The organism is Protaetiibacter mangrovi (genome assembly GCF_024752305.1).
Lineage (GTDB): Bacteria > Actinomycetota > Actinomycetes > Actinomycetales > Microbacteriaceae > Homoserinibacter > Homoserinibacter mangrovi.
Genome location: NZ_JANTHX010000008.1, coordinates 98,106 through 113,389, shown reverse-complemented (window position 1 = coordinate 113,389; position 15,284 = coordinate 98,106). Strand labels below are relative to the sequence as shown.

Genomic DNA, 15,284 nt, shown 5'->3' with positions numbered 1-15,284 from the left:
CGTCGGGCGGCGGATTCGGGAGCGCACCGCAGCGCATCCGGGGAGGAGGCTACTGCTGGGTGCCGAGGAAGGAGGCGACGATGCCCGTGGTCTGCCAGCCGCCGCTCGTGTTGTGCCTCCACAGCATGCCGTCGGCGTCGCGCACCCGGATGCCGTCGGCCAGGTTGCCGCCGACCAGCTGCACCGCCCCGGACACGCTGCCGTCGCTCTCGTGACGGCCGCCGATCCGGTACAGGTCGACGTCGCCCGAGGTCGAGAGCGCGGCGACGGTCGACGCGTCGACCCAGGTGGCGTCGAGGAGCGGCGTCTGCTCGACCGTGAGAGACAGCGGCTCGCCGAGGGCCACCGGCACCCCGTCGGCGTCGCGCACGATGCCGGCGATCGTGACCCCGGGTCCGCCAGCGCCCTGGGTCGCGATGAGCAGCCGCGCGCCGTCGCGCGACACGTCGAGGGCGACGATCGCGCCGTCGAGGTTGGGCGAGGAGAGCGCGTGGCTGTCGCCCGAGGCGTCGATGGCCATGATGCTGTCGGCGGAGGCGCCGACGGCGGACCACAGGTAGCCCTCGGCGTCGATGCTCGGGTCGATGAGACCGGCGCGGGTGTCCACTACCACCGGGTCGCCGCCCGACGCCGAGACGATCCAGGCACCCTGCGCCGAGCGCACGGCCGCCGCGGAGCCGCCGCGCGCGAGCGTGACCCCGAGCGCCCCGAGCGACTCGACCGGCGCGGAGATGCCGGCGATGCGGTCGACCGCCTGGGAGCTGAGGTAGCCGAAGCCGTCGGCCGCGAGCCCGAGCGGGTCGGTGCGCACCAGCGGCGCCGTCTCGGGGTGGGGACCGTCGCCGACGTCGACGGGGAAGCCGCCGACCGTCATCTGCACGGTGCTCACCTCGGACAGCGCCGAGAGGCTCGCGACGAGCTGCTGCTGCATGCGCCAGCGGGTGCTCTGATCCTGCGAGGCGATGTCCCCCGCCAGATCGACGGTCGCGGTGCCCTGGCTGATGGTGACGCCGCCGTCGAGCCGCGTGCCCGAGGGGAACGCCGACACGAGCACGCCGCCCGCGTACCAGGGCGACTGGCCCGTGAGCAGCTCCTTCACGATGCGGTCGGCGCGGGATGCGGTGTCGGGGAACCAGCGCACGTCCGGCACCAGGAACGCGCCGCTCGGGTCGGAGAAGTAGATGGGGTAGGCGCCGAACGCCCGCTCGAACCGGGTGCTCGAGAGCAGCGTCCCGTCGGGCGCCCCCGAGATGCGCCACTCGCCGTCGGCGTTCCTCGCGAACTCGTACTGCAGGGTCTGCGCCTCGGGGCGCTCCAGCTCCGAGTAGTTGCCGGTCGCGTTCACGATCGACTGCACGCTCACGTCGAGCTGCAGGGTGTCCTCGTCGACCGTCTCGGGCACGAGCGGGGTGTCGCTGATGAGCACCCGTGCGGTCGGCGACCAGACGGCGCGGAAGTCGTCGGTGAGGTAGAGGCGCGCGATCGAGTAGTTGCCCTGCGGGGCGCGCTGCGCGGTGAGGAACCCGGCGAGCAGCTGGGTCGGGGTGGCGCCGTCCTGGGGGCTCTCGGCGAGGGTCACGATGTCGCCGCCGTCTTCGCCGAGGTCGAGGGGCTCGGTGCCGACCGAGCCGCTCGTCGGGATGCCGGCGCAGCCCGCGAGCAGCAGCGCGAGCGCGGCGACCCCCGCCGCGAACCGCGACCGGCGCATCCGCGCGCTCATGCCGCCACCTCCGCGTCGGGCGGGAGCGCGAGCGGCGAGACGCCGCCGAGCTCGTCGCCGCGACGGCGCGGCAGCGTCAGGCGGAAGCAGCTGCCCTCGCCCTGCTGCGACCACACCGCGAGCTCGCCGCCGTGCACGGCCGCGTCCTCGAGCGAGATCGCGAGGCCGAGACCCGTTCCGCCCGTCGTGCGCTGCCGCGACGGGTCGGCGCGCCAGAAACGGTCGAAGACGCGCTCGACATCCGCCGGGCTCATGCCGACGCCGTAGTCCCGCACGGCGATCGCGACGGCGCGCTCGTCCGAGTCGACGTAGACGACGATCGGCTTCGCCTCGCCGTGGTCGATCGCGTTGCCGAGCAGGTTCTGCAGGATGCGGCGGATGCGGCGGGCGTCGACGTCGGCCTCGAAGTAGCCGCCCGGTGCGACCAGCCGCACCTCGCTGCCGCGCTCCTCGGCGAGCGGCTCGACGGCGATGATCGACTCCTCGACGAGCCGCACCAGGTTCGTGGGGTCGGTCTCGAGCTGCACGGCGCCCGCGTCGTAGCGGCTCATCTCGAGCAGGTCGGCGAGCATCGCCTCGAAGCGCTCGATCTGGGTGTGCAGCAGCTCGGCGGTGCGCGCGGTGGTGGGCGGGAAGTCCTCGCGCTGGTCGTAGAGCACGTCGCCCGCGAGACGGATGGTGGTGAGCGGCGTGCGCAGCTCGTGCGAGACATCCGAGACGAAGCGCTGCTGGACGCGCGACAGGTCGGCGAGCTGCCGGATCTGCCGTTGCAGGCTGTCGGCCATGCCGTTGAACGAGCGGGCGAGGGTGGCGAGCTCGTCCTCGCCGCGCACCGGCAGCCGCTCCTCGAGCTGGCCCGAGGCGAGCTTCTCGGAGGCGTCGGCCGCCACCCGCACCGGACCCACCACGAGCCGCACCACGAGATACGCGACGCCGCCGAACAGCGCCACGAGCGCGAACCCGCCGAACGCGAGGGTGGACTGCACGAAGTCCAGCGTCTGCTGCACGTCGGACAGGTCGTAGACGAGGTAGAGCTGGTAGCGCCCGGCGGAGATGGTGTCGAGGATCGATCCGGTCGTGATGCCGGGATCGAGCCCGTCCTCCGAGTCGACGGCGACCGACTGCCAGGCGACGTCGGTGCCGTCGGAGGCGATCACCGTCGCGCGCAGCTCGGTCGAGGCGTACCCCGGCTGGAAGTCGCGGCTCGCCTGGTCGTCGATCACGCGCGGCACGTCCTGGGCCGGCACCCGGAGCAAGGCGGTGTACCGGGCGGTCGTCGAGCGCTGCACCGTGGCCAGGGCAGAGTCGGCCGTCGCCTGCACGTCGGTGCCGTCGCCGAGCTCGGCGGCGGTCGTGAAGATGCGCTGCGCCTGCTCGGCGGCGCGACCCGACTCGGCGATCACCTGATCCCGCCGCGAGTCGAAGAGGTTGGCGCGCACCGAGCTGGAGATCACGACGCCGATCACGGTGACCGCGAGCGCCGAGAGCAGCACGGTGAGCACGATCGTGCGAACGCGCAGCGAGCCACGCCAGACGTGGACCAGCCGGTCCCGCCAGACGCGCCAGTCCCACTGCACGGCGGACCCCTTCTAGGTGACGGCGCCCGCGCGGTAGCCGACGCCCCGAACGGTCGTGACGATCCGCGGGTTGTCGGGGTCGTGCTCGACCTTGGCGCGCAGGCGCTGCACGTGCACGTTCACGAGCCGGGTGTCGGCCTTGTAGTGGTAGCCCCACACCTGCTCGAGCAGCATCTCGCGCGTGAACACCTGCTGGGGTTTCGCGGCGAGCGCGAGCAGCAGCTGGAACTCGAGCGGCGTGAGGTTCACCCGCTCGTCGCCCCGGCGCACCTCGTGGCCCGCGACGTCGATCTCGAGGTCGCCGATCTGGATGCGCTCGGTCGTGTCGGGCAGCGAGGGGCGCAGGCGGGCGCGGATGCGCGCGACCAGCTCCTTCGGGTTGAACGGCTTCACGACGTAGTCGTCGGCGCCCGACTCGAGGCCGTGCACGACATCCGTCGGCTCGCCCTTGGCGGTCAGCATGATGATCGGCACGCCGCTCTCGCCGCGCATCGTGCGGCACACCTCGAGGCCGCTCATGCCGGGCAGCATGAGGTCGAGCAGCACCAGATCGGGCCGCTCGCCGCGGAAGGTGTCGATCGCCGCCTTGCCGTCGGCGGCGAACAGCGGGTCGTACTCCTCGCCCCGCAGGATGATGCCGATCATCTCGGCGATCGCGGGGTCATCGTCGACCACGAGAATGCGCGCGTTCATGAACCTCGTTCGTTCCTGCCACCCGGCGGTCCGGGCCCGTTCGGTTCTGCTCAGACTAGTCGGGGTATGGAAGCATATGCCCCAGCCGGACGAGCGTCGGATGCGAGGGAAGGGGACCGCGTGACCGAGTTCACCGGTGCGTTCCCGGCACCGAGCTGGACTCCGCCCGCCCGCGAGCCGTTCGTGCCGCTGCGCCCCCTGACCCTCGGGCAGATCCTGGCGGGGGCCTTCCGGGCGCTCCGCCACAATCCCGGGGTCACCCTCGGCCCCGCGATCGTGCTCTCGCTCGTGGCGACGCTCGGCAGCACCGGATTCGGCCTGGTGGTGGTGCAGCCGCTGGTCGCCGCCACCGGATCCGGCTACGGAGCGGTGGGGCTGTACGCCTGGCTGGCCGTCTTCGGGGCGGGGGCGATCGGCTTCGTCGTCGACCGCGCGCTCGTGATGGGCGCCGGCATCCTGCAGCAGGGCGTCTCGGCGGTCGACGTCGCGCACGCCGTCGTCGGCCGGCGGCTGACCGGCGGGGGCCTGCGGCGTCGCACCCGGGGGGTGCGGGCGCCCCTGCTCGGCTGGACGGCGATCGTGATCGCAGCGTTCGCGGTGGTCGGGCTGGGCGCGGTGGCCCTGCTCGGCGTGCTCACGACGATCGACCCGGGTCTCGGCGTCGTCGGCGGCGTCCTCGTGTTCCCCGCGGTCGCCGTGCTGCTGGCCTGGCTCGGCACGAAGCTCGCGGTGGTCCCCTCGGCGCTCGTCGTGGAGCGGCTGCGGCTGGGGGCCGGCATCCGCCGCTCCTGGAGCCTGACCAGGCGCCGGTTCTGGCGCACCTTCGGCATCCGCGCGCTGTGCTGGTCGACGATCTGGATCGCGACGGCGCTCGTCGGGGTGCCGGTGCAGCTCATCGCCTCGTGGTTCACCGGCATCCTCGCGGGCAACGGCGACATCGGCGACTACCTGACCGTCTCGGCCGTCGGCGAGGTGGTGGCGGCGGTGGTGGCGGCCGTGATCGGCGCGGTCGGCCTCGTCGTGACGACCGCGACCGACGCGATCCTGTATCTCGATCTGCGCATGCGCCGCGAGGGCCTCGATCTCGAGCTCGCGCGCTTCATGGAACGGCGCCGGCCGACGACCCGCTTCGATCCCACCGAGACCGACCCGTACCGCCCGCCCGCCGAGGTTCCGCAGGCGGCGATCCGCCCGTCGGCCGATCCGGCCGCGGAGGGGTCGGCATGGGGATGAGCCGGCTGCCCGTCGACGTGCCCGTCGACCCCGATCGCGACGAGGCGCGACGGCTGCTCGAGGACGAGCTCGCGAAGTCGCGGTACCAGCAGGGCGAGCAGGGCTCCGGCACGCCGGACTGGCTCGAGCGCCTGTACCGCTGGTTCGACGAGCTGACCCATTCGCTCGGCGGCGAGAACACGGTGCCCGCCTGGGTCGTGGTGCTCGTCGTCGTCGGGATCGCGGTGCTCGTCGTGGCGTTCCTGGTGTTCGGGGTGCCGCGGCTGCGACGTCGCAGCGCGCTCGCCGCGGGCGACGAGCTGTTCGAGGCCGACGACCGCCGCGACGCCGCCGCCATGCGGCGCGACGCGGACGCGGCGGCACGGGACGGACGCTGGGGCGAGGCGATCGCGGAACGGTTCCGGGCGATCGCCCGCTCGCTGCACGAGCGCACGCTCGTCACCACGGTGCCGGGCAGCACGGCGCACGACGTCGCCCGCCGCGCGGCCGCACCGCTGCCGGAGCACGCCCCCGCGCTCGAGCGGGCGGCATCCGACTTCGACGCCGTGCGGTACCTCGGCGAGGCGGGCGACCGCGAACGCTACGAACGGCTGGTCGCGCTCGACGACGCGATCCAGCGCTCCCGCCCGCGGCTCGACGGCGAGACCGCGACCGCCGAGGCGCCGTCCTTCGCGAGGGTCGAATCGTGAGCGCGCCCGTGGCAGGCACGGCCCCCGCGACGCCGGCATCCGGCGAGCGGCCGCGCGGCAGGCGCGTCGGCCTCGTGCTGCTCTGGGTCGCCATCGGTCTCGTCGTGGTGTTCGGGGTGCTCGTCGTGTGGGCGGCGGGTCGCGGCTCGCAGGTGGGCGAGCACCTGCGCTCCCCCGACGACCCCTCCCCCGGCGGCGCGATGGCGCTCGCCCAGGTGCTGGAGCAGCAGGGCGTCGACGTGCAGCTCGTCCATTCCTTCTGGGAGATGCAGTCGGCCCTCGGCGACGGCCGCGACGCGACCCTGCTCGTCGACGACGACTGGTGGGTGCTGACCGACGAGGCGTATCAGGAGATGCTGCCCCTCGCCGAGCACCTCGTGATCGTCCAGCCGACCGACGCCGCCCTCGCGCGGCTCGCGCCCGGGGTGGAGTACGCGGGGTTCGCCGGCGGCACCTTCGCGGCGGACTGCGCACTGCCGGCCGCCCAGCGCGCGGGTCGGATCGCGGGGAACGGCGACGCCTACACGGCCCCCGCGTCGGCGACGCGCTGCTACGCCGACGGGCAGGGCGGCTCCGCGCTCGTGCGGGTGGATCGCGGAACCCTGACGATCACGGTGCTGGGGCTCGGCGATCTGCTCGGCAACGACACGATCGCCTCGCAGGGCGACGCCGCCCTCGCGCTCGGGCTGCTCGGCGAGCAGCCCCGGCTGGTCTGGTACCAGCCGGACGTCGACGACTACGCCTTCGAGGATTCGAACAGCCTCGCCGCGCACCAGGGGCCGTGGTTCCTGCCGCTGGTGGTGCTGCTGCTGCTGGTCGGCGTCGCCGCCGCGGTCTGGCGCGGACGCCGGATGGGACCCGTGGTCGTCGAGGACCTGCCGGTGGTGGTGCGCTCGAGCGAGACGATGGAGGGGCGCGCCCGGCTGTACGAGCGCGGCGGTGCCCGCGATCACGCGCTCGCGACGTTGCGCACCGCGACCCTCGCCCGGCTCGCGCGGACCCTCGGACTCGCCCGCACGGCATCCGACGACGAGATCGTCGCCGCGACCGCCGCCGCGACGGGCCGCGACCCGGCCACGATCGACTTCCTGCTGCGCAGCGCCGAGGCGCGCGACGACCGCGCCCTCGTGGGGCTCTCCGACGGGCTGCTGCGCCTCGAGCAGGAGCTCCGCCGCGCGGTGCAGCCCGACTGACCTCCGACCGACCCGAGAGAATGGACGACATGGCCACCACATCCGAGCTCCGCGAGAGTCTGGCGCGGGTGCGCCACGAGGTCGGCAAGGCGGTGGTCGGCCAGGACGGCGCCGTGACCGGCCTGCTGATCGCCCTGCTCGCGAACGGGCACGTGCTGCTCGAGGGCGTGCCCGGTGTGGCGAAGACGCTGCTCGTGCGCTCGCTCTCGCGGTCGCTCTCGCTCGAGACCCGACGCGTGCAGTTCACCCCCGACCTGATGCCGGGCGACATCACGGGCTCGGTCGTCTACGACCCGAAGACCGGGGAGTTCGAGTTCCGCGAGGGGCCGGTGTTCACCAACATCCTGCTCGCCGACGAGATCAACCGGACGCCCCCGAAGACGCAGTCGGCCCTGCTCGAGGCGATGGAAGAGCGGCAGGTCTCCGCCGACGGCGCGACCCGCAAGCTGCCGGTGCCGTTCCTGGTGGCGGCGACGCAGAACCCCATCGAGTACGAGGGCACCTACACGCTGCCGGAGGCCCAGCTCGACCGCTTCCTGCTGAAGCTCGTTCTCGACCTGCCGCCCCGCGAGGCGGAGGTCGAGGTGCTGGAGCGCCACGCCTCGGGGTTCGACCCCCGCGACCTCGAGGCGGCGGGTGTCACCCCGGTGCTCGACGCCGCGACGCTGCAGGAGGCGCAGGCCGACGTGGCGCGGATGCCGGTGAGCGCGGACGTGCTCGGCTACGCGGTCGACCTCGCGCGCGGCACGCGGCAGAGCCCGTCGGTGCGCCTCGGGGTGAGCCCCCGCGGCACCACCGCGCTGCTCGCGGCGTCGCGGGCGTGGGCGTGGCTGTCGGGTGCGCCCGGCGTGACGCCCGACCACATCCAGGCGATGGCGCTTCCGGTGCTGCGGCACCGCATCCAGCTGCGACCGGAGGCAGAGCTGGAGGGCGTCGGACCGGACGCCGTGCTGCGGTCCGTGGTGCAGCAGGTCCGCGTACCGATCTGAGCCATGGCGATCTCGGGGTGGTTCGTGGCGGTGCTCGCGGTGGGCGCCGTGCCCGTCGTGCTGCTCGGCGGCTGGCCGGGGTTCGCGCTGTGGGCGGCACTGCTGACCCTCGGCGGCATCGTGGACGCGCTGCTGGCCGGATCCCCCGGCGGGCTGCGGGTGACCCGTGAGGTGCCGGCGCGCTCGCGCCTCGGCGAACCGGTCGAGGCGCGGCTCGTGATCGTGAACTCGGGGCGGCGCACCGTGCGGGGCGCGGTGCGCGACGCCTGGCAGCCGTCGGCCGGCGCGCGACCCGCCCGGCAGCGGCTGCTGGTGCCGCCCGGCGAGCGGCGGGCGCTGCAGACGACGCTCACGCCCACCCGCCGCGGCGAGCTGCGCGCCGCCGGGGTGACGGTGCGCTCGACCGGTCCGCTGCATCTCGTGGCGCGCCAGCGCACCCTGCGCGTCCCCGGCGCGCTGCGCGTGCTGCCGCCGTTCGCGTCCAGGCGGCACCTGCCCTCGCGGATCGCGCGCCTGCGCGAACTGGACGGGCGCACGAGCCTGCTCGTGCGGGGGCAGGGCACCGAGTTCGACAGCCTGCGGGAGTACGTGCGCGGCGACGACGTGCGCTCGATCGACTGGCGCGCGACGGCCCGTCGGCGGGATCCGGCGGGCGGCGGCGCGAAGCTCGTGGTGCGCACCTGGCGACCGGAGCGGGATCGCCGCATCGTCATCGTGATCGACTCCGGGCGCTCGGCCGCGGCGCGGATCGCCGACGAGGTGCGCCTCGACACCGCCTTCGAGGCCAGCCTGCTGCTCGCCGCGCTGGCCACCCGCGCCGGCGACCGCGTCGATCTCGCGGTCTACGACCGACGGGTGCGCGGGCGCGTGCAGGGGGCGACGGGAGCGCAGCTGCTGGCGCGGATGGTCGACGTGCTCGCCCCGATCGAGCCCGAGCTGATCGAGCCCGACTGGTACGGGGTGCCGGCTCTCGTGCGCTCCATCACGCCGCACCGGGCGCTCGTCGTGCTGCTGACGACGATCGACGCCCCCGGTGCCGCGCAGCCGCTGCTCGCGATGCTGCCCGAGCTCACCCGGCGGCACACGGTGGTGGTCGCGTCGGTGACCGACCCGGAGGTCATCGCGGCCACCGCGACCCGCACGGCGAGCGACGAGGTGTACCGCGCCGCGTCGGCCGAACGCGCGGTGCAGGACGCGACCCGGGTGGCCGCCGCCATCCGGCGCCTCGGGGGCGAGGTCGTGACGGGTGCGCCGCAGGAGCTCCCTCCCGCCCTGGCCGACCACTACCTGGCGCTGAAGGCGGCGGGCCGGCTGTGACGGGGGGCACCGGCCGATGACCGGCCTGATCGTCCACGAGTGGCTCTCCCCGCGGGGCGGATCGGAGAACGTGGTCGAGCAGTTCGTCCGGATGTTCCCGGATGCCGACCTGCAGGTGCTCTGGAACGACGACCCGGACCGGTTCGGCGGCGCCGTCTACGAGACCTGGCTGGCGCGCACCCCGCTCCGCAGGAGCAAGGCGCTCAGCGTGCCCGTCCTGCCCGCCACCTGGCGCACCCTGAGATCGCGCCGCCCCTACGAGTGGATGCTCGTCAGCTCGCACCTGTTCGCGCACCACGCTCGCCTGGGCGGCGACCGCCAGGTGCCCAAGTACTCCTACGTGCACACGCCCGCCCGCTACATCTGGGATCCCGCCGTCGACGCCCGCGGCCGCCGCCCCCTCGTCCGCGCGGCCTCGCGCGTGCTGCAGCCGATCGATCGCCGACGGGCCCAGGAGTCGGTCCGGATGGCGGCGAACAGCGAGTACACGCGGCGCCGCATCCGCAGCGCGTGGGACCGCGACGCCGACGTCATCCATCCGCCCGTCGACACCGAGACGATCATCGCGGGCGGCGACTGGCGCGAGCGCCTCGGTGCCGAGGAGCTCAGGATCCGGGAGGGACTGCCCGACGATTTCCTGCTGGGGGCGTCGCGGTTCGTCGGCTACAAGCGCCTCGACCGGGTGATCGAGGCCGGGGAGGCGACCGGGATGCCGGTCGTGCTCGCCGGGGACGGACCCGAGCATCGCGCCCTCCTCGGCCGGGCGGAGCGGGCCACGATCCCGGTCGTGTTCGTGCTCGCGCCCTCGGACGCCCTGCTCTTCGCCCTCTACCAGGCGGCCCGTGCCTACGTGTTCCCCGCCGTGGAGGACTTCGGCATCATGCCCGTGGAGGCGATGGCGTGCGGGACCCCCGTGATCGTGAGCGCCGAGGGCGGCGCGATCGAGGGCGTCACCCTCGCCGACGGGGGGACGAGCGTCGCCGAGCCGACGACGTCGGGGTGGCGACGCGCCGTGGACGCGGCGGACGGGGTCGACCGGATCGGTCTCCCGGCTCGGGCCTCGCGCTTCTCCGACGCGAGGTTCCGGCGGGAGATCGCGGCCTGGATGTCGACACCGTGAGCGGGACGGGCGACGGCATGGGCGACGCGACGGGGTCTGCGCGCGTGCTCTTCGTCGACCACTCCGGGCTCCCGGGAGGCGGCCAGCTCGGCCTCGCGCGCTACCTGGCCCTGACGGGCCTCGACGACGTCCACCTCCTGCTGCTCGCGGGCGGGACCGCGTTCGACGAGGTCGCCCTCGGGCGCGGCCTCGCCGTCGAGATCGTGGAGGGGCGCCGCGGCCGGCCGTCGTCGCGCGAGGCGCGGTCGCGGCTGCGCCGCAGCATCGCCGAGCTGCGCCCCGAGCTGGTGGTCGCCAACAGCAACCGCGCGGGCCTGATCCTGGCGTCGCTGCCGAGGATCGCCGGCGAGAGACGTGTGTTCCTCATGCGGGACGACCTGAACCCGGCGCGCAAGGGCTTCGGCAAGCGGCTGCTGCTCGGTCGGTGGATGCTGCGCCGCTTCGACGGCGTGATCGCCAACAGCAGGTGGACGGCGTCGACGATCCCGGTCGCCTCCATCCGCGAGCGGGCCGGGATCGCCTTCCCGGTGTGCGGGATCGACGGCACGCCGCGCCCCGCGCATCCGGCGCAGGGCGGGGCGCTGCGCATCCTGTCCCTCAGCAGGCTCGCGCACTGGAAGGGCATCCATGTGCTGCTCGCGGCGGCGCGCATCCTCCAGGCACGCGGTCGCGGTGGGGAGATCTCGGTGACCATCGCGGGGTCGGGCGCCCACGAGGACCCGGCCTACGAGCAGGCGCTCCGCCGGGCCGTCGCCTCGGCGCCGTTCGCGGTCGAGATGGTGGGCCACGTGGCCGACACCCGCGAGCTGCGGGCGGCGTCCGACGTGCTGGTGGCGTGCTCGATCTCGCCCGAGCCGTTCGGCCAGGTGGTCGTGCAGGGGCTGGCGAGCGGACTGGTCACGATCGCGTCGGCGCAGGGGGGCCCGACCGAGATCGTCGAGGACGGGGTCGACGGCTTCCTCATCGCCCCCGACGATCCGGAGGCGCTCGCCGAGCTGCTGGAGAGGCTGCTCGACGATCCCGAGCTGCGCACGCGGATCGGCGACGCGGCCGTCGCGTCGGCGTCGCGGTTCTCGGACGCGGCCGCCGTCGAGGCGCTCGACGCGCTGCTCAGACGGGAGGTCGAGCGCTAGATGTCGTCGCGCAGCGTGCTCCTGCTCACCCCCGACCTCTCGGACAACTCCACCGGGCGCGCCGAGGTGCTCTGGACCCTCGCCGAGAGCCTCGGCTGGAGGTGCCGGGTCGTGGCGCCGACCGGCGACGAGCTCTGGTACCCCGTGCGGGGCTCGGCGTTCGCCCGGGACTGCGCGGTCGTCGCGGACGACGGCCTGGTCGCCGAGCTCGCGGCGCGATCCGATCTCGTCATCGCCGTGAAGCCCCTGCCCGGCTCCTTCGGACGCGCACTCGAGGTGGCGGGGTCGACCCCCGTGCTCCTCGACATCGACGACCCCGACCTCGAGTCGATCCTCGGGGTCGGGCAGCCGATCCGCGCGCTCGCCAAGGCCGTGCTGCGGCGGCGGCGGGTGCGGGCGGCGCGGCGGTTGCGACGGCGCGTCGGCGAGCATCCGGTGATCGTCAGCAACCCGGTGCTCCAGCGGCGCTACGGCGGCGAGGTCGTGCCCCACGCGAGGCTCGACACGGGCCCGGGCGCGGAGGCCGCCTCGACCTCGCCGACGGTCGTCTTCGTCGGGACGAACCGACGGCACAAGGGCCTGGGCGTGCTGCGGCGGGCGGTGGCCGACGCGGGCCTGCGCCTGGCGATCACCGACGACCCTCCCCGCGACCGCCTGCCCCACGAGGACTGGGTGGGCCCCACCACGCTCGACGAGGGACGGGAGCTGGTGCGGCGCGGGGACATCGTCGTCATCCCGAGCATGCCGGGCGAGGTGCACTCCACGGCGCAGCTCCCCGCCAAGCTGATCGACGCGATGATCGCGGGCCGGGCGATCGCCGTCGCCGACTTCGAACCGCTGCGCTGGGCCCTCGGCGACACGGGCCGGGTGTTCGCCCCGGGCGACCCGCGCGCTCTGACCGCCGTGCTGGACGAGCTGCGCGACCCGGCTCTCCGCCGCGAGCTCGGCGACGCGGCCCGGCGACGCGCCCTCGAGCTGTTCACGGTCGACGCCGTGCGCCCCGTGTTCCGCGACGCGTGCGTGTCGGCCGCCGAGCGGGGGCCCGGATGAGCGCGACGCGTCGGGTGGTCGGCTTCGCCCTCGTCCCGCTCCTCGGGGCCGTCATCCCCCTCGTCGCGCTGCCCGCGATCACCTCCGCGTTCGGGGCGACCGCGTGGGCGGCGATCGCCGTCGCGGTGGCGCTCGGCGCGATCGCCGGGACCCTCGTCGAACTCGGCTGGTCGTGGAACGGACCCCTGCGGATCGCGCGGAGCGGGGTCGGGTCCCGGCGCCGCACCATCGCGCTCTCGATCGCCTCGCGGATGCTGACCTTCGTGCCCGCCGCGATCCTGTGCGCGCTCCTCGCCCCCCTCGTCGCACCGGGCCGCGCGTTCGAGGCGATCACCGTCGCGATCGCCACCTGCGCGCTCGGCCTCGGCAACACCTGGGTGTTCATCGGGCTCGGTCGGCCGTGGCGCCTGCTCGCACTCGACACCGCACCCCGCATCGCGTTCGTGTCCCTCGCGACCCTGCTCATCCACCTCGGCGCAGGGCTCTGGGTGTACGGGGTCGTCGGTCTGCTGCTGCCCGCGCTGCTCCTCCCGGCGACCACCGCCCTGGCGCTCGGGGTGCGGGCGGCCGACTTCCGGGGGATCACGCTCGCGCGGGCCGCGGTCGCCGTCCGGGCGCAGCGCCATGTGACCCTGGCGCGCCTCGTGAGCAACGGCTACCTGCAGCTCCCGACGATCCTCGTCGCGGCGCTCGTCGACGTCGCGCAGCTGGCCGTCTTCGCCGCCGGGGATCGACTCGCGAAGATGGGGCTCGCGGGGCTCGCGCCGATGCCGAGCATGTTCCAGAGCTGGGTCGGCGCCGCCGCCACCCGACGGGCCCGGGTCGAACGGGCCCTGCGCGCCGTGGCGGTGAACGCCGGCGTCGGGGTGCTCGCCGGCGGCGTGTTCGCCGTGGCCGCGCCCTGGGCGTCCGAGCTGCTGTTCTCCGGCACCGCGACGATCGACCTCCGTGCGTCCGCCGTGCTCGGGGTCATGATCGCGGTCGTGACGATGAGCAGGGCGGTGGGGGGGATCGCGCTCGCCGCGGCGGGAGCGCAGGGCGGCCTGCTCCGCAGCGCCGTCGTCGGATCGCTCGTCGGCCTTCCCGCGATCGCCCTGCTGACGATCGCCTTCGGGGCCGAGGGCGCCTTCGTCGGGGTGCTGATCGCCGAGGCCGCGGTGCTCACGACCCAGCTCGCGACGCTGATCCGATTCCGTCGGCGGGCGGCCGCGGCCGCCGCGAGGTCTGGTAGGCATGACGCGGACGTGGAGGAGACACGATGAGACTGTCCGTCATCGGATGCGGCTACCTGGGTGCGGTGCACGCCGCCGCGATGGCCTCGATCGGCCACGAGGTGGTCGGCGTCGACGTCGACGAGGCGAAGGTGGCGGCGCTCGCGAGCGGCGCGGCGCCCTTCTTCGAGCCGGGCCTCGACGAGCTCCTGAGCGCGGGGCTGGCCTCGGGGCGCCTGCGGTTCACGACCGACATGGCCGAGGTCGCGGGCAGCGCCGTGCACTTCGTGGGCGTCGGAACGCCGCAGTCGAAGGACGGGCACGCGGCCGATCTGCGCTTCGTCGACGCGGCGATCGACGCACTGCTCCCCCACCTCTCCCCCGGAGACGTCGTCGCCGGAAAGTCGACCGTGCCGGTCGGGACCGCGGCGCGACTGGCCGAGCGGGTCGACCCCGCGGGCGCCACGCTGGTGTGGAACCCCGAGTTCCTCCGCGAGGGCTGGGCCGTCGAGGACACCATCCGTCCGGACCGGCTCGTCGCCGGCGTTCCGGCGGGCGAGGAGGGCGAGCGCGCCGCCGCGATCCTGCGCGAGGTGTACCACACGGCCGTCGCGACCGACACGCCGTTCATCGTGACCGACTACGCGACCGCCGAGCTCGTCAAGGTCTCGGCCAACGCGTTCCTCGCCACCAAGATCTCCTTCATCAACGCCATGGCCGAGATCGCCGAGGTCACCGGCGCCGACGTCACCCAGCTCGCGGATGCCATCGGGCACGACGCCCGGATCGGACGCCGCTTCCTCGGCGCGGGGATCGGCTTCGGGGGCGGTTGCCTTCCGAAGGACATCCGGGCGTTCACGGCGCGCGCCGAGGAACTCGGCCGCGGCGAATCCGTCGCCTTCCTGCACGAGGTGGACGCGATCAACCTGCGCCGACGGGAGCGCGCGGTGCAGCTCGTCGTGGATGCGCTCGGCGGGAGCGCGCACGGCAAGCGGGTGACGGTGCTCGGCGCCGCGTTCAAGCCGCACAGCGACGACATCCGCGACTCCCCCGCCCTGGACGCCGCCGTGCGCCTGCGCGGACTCGGCGCGCACGTCGTCGTCACCGATCCGGCGGCGATCGAGAACGCCCGGCGCGTGCATCCGCAGCTCGACTACGTCGCCGATCGCGACGAGGCGCTGCGCGACGCGGACGCCGTGCTCGTCGTCACCGAGTGGGACGAGTACCGACGCGAGCTCGACCCCGAGCACGCGGGATCGCTCGTGGGCACCCGCACGATCGTCGACGGGCGCAACTGCCTCGACCCGGAGGCATGGCGCGCCGCGGGCTGGACCTACCGCGGCATGGGACGCCCCTGAC

At 74.4% G+C, this 15,284-nt stretch carries 13 protein-coding genes; 10 read left to right on the top strand and 3 right to left on the bottom strand.

Annotation, left to right across the window (positions count from 1 at the left end; translation table 11 throughout):
- Positions 1-49 precede the first annotated feature (49 nt).
- From NUH29_RS11835 to mtrA, 3 genes are read right to left on the bottom strand one after another with little or no spacing between them, the layout of a single operon-like run.
- Positions 50-1,720 (bottom strand): LpqB family beta-propeller domain-containing protein, encoded by a 1,671-nt coding sequence (locus NUH29_RS11835; protein WP_258799377.1) that lies wholly within the window; start codon positions 1,718-1,720, stop codon positions 50-52.
- Positions 1,717-3,297, bottom strand: a complete 1,581-nt coding sequence (gene mtrB, locus NUH29_RS11830) for an MtrAB system histidine kinase MtrB (protein WP_258799376.1) — start codon at positions 3,295-3,297, stop codon at positions 1,717-1,719. Before mtrB ends, NUH29_RS11835 begins: the two co-directional genes overlap by 4 nt.
- Positions 3,298-3,309: 12 nt before the next feature.
- Positions 3,310-3,990, bottom strand: coding sequence for an MtrAB system response regulator MtrA (gene mtrA / locus NUH29_RS11825; RefSeq protein ID WP_258799375.1), 681 nt, complete (start codon positions 3,988-3,990; stop codon positions 3,310-3,312).
- A 120-nt stretch (positions 3,991-4,110) separates the two neighbouring features.
- Here mtrA and NUH29_RS11820 point away from each other — a divergent pair, with 120 nt between their 5' ends.
- The 10 genes from NUH29_RS11820 to NUH29_RS11775 are packed head-to-tail and all read left to right on the top strand — an operon-like array spanning position 4,111 to position 15,283.
- On the top strand, positions 4,111-5,223 hold the full coding sequence (locus NUH29_RS11820; RefSeq protein WP_258799374.1) for a hypothetical protein: 1,113 nt from the start codon (positions 4,111-4,113) through the stop codon (positions 5,221-5,223).
- Positions 5,214-5,912 (top strand): DUF4129 domain-containing protein, encoded by a 699-nt coding sequence (locus tag NUH29_RS11815; RefSeq protein ID WP_258799373.1) that lies wholly within the window; start codon positions 5,214-5,216, stop codon positions 5,910-5,912. Before NUH29_RS11820 ends, NUH29_RS11815 begins: the two co-directional genes overlap by 10 nt.
- The gene (locus tag NUH29_RS11810; protein ID WP_258799372.1) at positions 5,909-7,105 is read left to right on the top strand and encodes a DUF4350 domain-containing protein; all 1,197 of its coding nucleotides are present in this window, start codon (positions 5,909-5,911) and stop codon (positions 7,103-7,105) included. The genes NUH29_RS11815 and NUH29_RS11810 overlap by 4 nt, the downstream gene beginning before the upstream one ends.
- 29 nt (positions 7,106-7,134) lie before the next feature.
- Positions 7,135-8,094 (top strand): AAA family ATPase, encoded by a 960-nt coding sequence (locus NUH29_RS11805; protein ID WP_308445774.1) that lies wholly within the window; start codon positions 7,135-7,137, stop codon positions 8,092-8,094.
- Positions 8,095-8,097: 3 nt separating this feature from the next.
- On the top strand, positions 8,098-9,411 hold the full coding sequence (locus tag NUH29_RS11800) for a DUF58 domain-containing protein (protein ID WP_258799370.1): 1,314 nt from the start codon (positions 8,098-8,100) through the stop codon (positions 9,409-9,411).
- Between the two features lie 16 nt (positions 9,412-9,427).
- Positions 9,428-10,531, top strand: coding sequence for a glycosyltransferase (locus NUH29_RS11795; protein ID WP_258799369.1), 1,104 nt, complete (start codon positions 9,428-9,430; stop codon positions 10,529-10,531).
- Positions 10,528-11,664, top strand: a complete 1,137-nt coding sequence (locus NUH29_RS11790) for a glycosyltransferase family 4 protein (protein ID WP_258799368.1) — start codon at positions 10,528-10,530, stop codon at positions 11,662-11,664. The genes NUH29_RS11795 and NUH29_RS11790 overlap by 4 nt, the downstream gene beginning before the upstream one ends.
- Positions 11,665-12,714: a glycosyltransferase family 4 protein gene (locus NUH29_RS11785; RefSeq protein ID WP_258799367.1), complete on the top strand. Its 1,050-nt coding sequence runs from the start codon at positions 11,665-11,667 to the stop codon at positions 12,712-12,714. It begins immediately after the preceding gene.
- Positions 12,711-13,976, top strand: a complete 1,266-nt coding sequence (locus NUH29_RS11780; RefSeq protein ID WP_258799366.1) for a polysaccharide biosynthesis protein — start codon at positions 12,711-12,713, stop codon at positions 13,974-13,976. Before NUH29_RS11785 ends, NUH29_RS11780 begins: the two co-directional genes overlap by 4 nt.
- Positions 13,973-15,283: a UDP-glucose dehydrogenase family protein gene (locus NUH29_RS11775; protein WP_258799365.1), complete on the top strand. Its 1,311-nt coding sequence runs from the start codon at positions 13,973-13,975 to the stop codon at positions 15,281-15,283. The genes NUH29_RS11780 and NUH29_RS11775 overlap by 4 nt, the downstream gene beginning before the upstream one ends.
- The last annotated feature ends 1 nt before the right edge of the window (position 15,284 follow it).

Excerpts from the sequence above, each read along its gene's own strand:
- NUH29_RS11780 (WP_258799366.1), top strand. The coding sequence starts at position 12,711 with ATGAGCGCGACGCGTCGGGTGGTCGGCTTCGCCCTCGTCCCGCTCCTC.
- NUH29_RS11805 (WP_308445774.1), top strand. The coding sequence starts at position 7,135 with ATGGCCACCACATCCGAGCTCCGCGAGAGTCTGGCGCGGGTGCGCCAC.
- NUH29_RS11815 (WP_258799373.1), top strand. The coding sequence starts at position 5,214 with ATGGGGATGAGCCGGCTGCCCGTCGACGTGCCCGTCGACCCCGATCGC.
- mtrA (WP_258799375.1), bottom strand. The coding sequence starts at position 3,990 with ATGAACGCGCGCATTCTCGTGGTCGACGATGACCCCGCGATCGCCGAG.
- NUH29_RS11835 (WP_258799377.1), bottom strand. The coding sequence starts at position 1,720 with ATGAGCGCGCGGATGCGCCGGTCGCGGTTCGCGGCGGGGGTCGCCGCG.
- NUH29_RS11795 (WP_258799369.1), top strand. The coding sequence starts at position 9,428 with ATGACCGGCCTGATCGTCCACGAGTGGCTCTCCCCGCGGGGCGGATCG.
- NUH29_RS11785 (WP_258799367.1), top strand. The coding sequence starts at position 11,665 with ATGTCGTCGCGCAGCGTGCTCCTGCTCACCCCCGACCTCTCGGACAAC.
- NUH29_RS11775 (WP_258799365.1), top strand. The coding sequence starts at position 13,973 with ATGAGACTGTCCGTCATCGGATGCGGCTACCTGGGTGCGGTGCACGCC.
- NUH29_RS11800 (WP_258799370.1), top strand. The coding sequence starts at position 8,098 with ATGGCGATCTCGGGGTGGTTCGTGGCGGTGCTCGCGGTGGGCGCCGTG.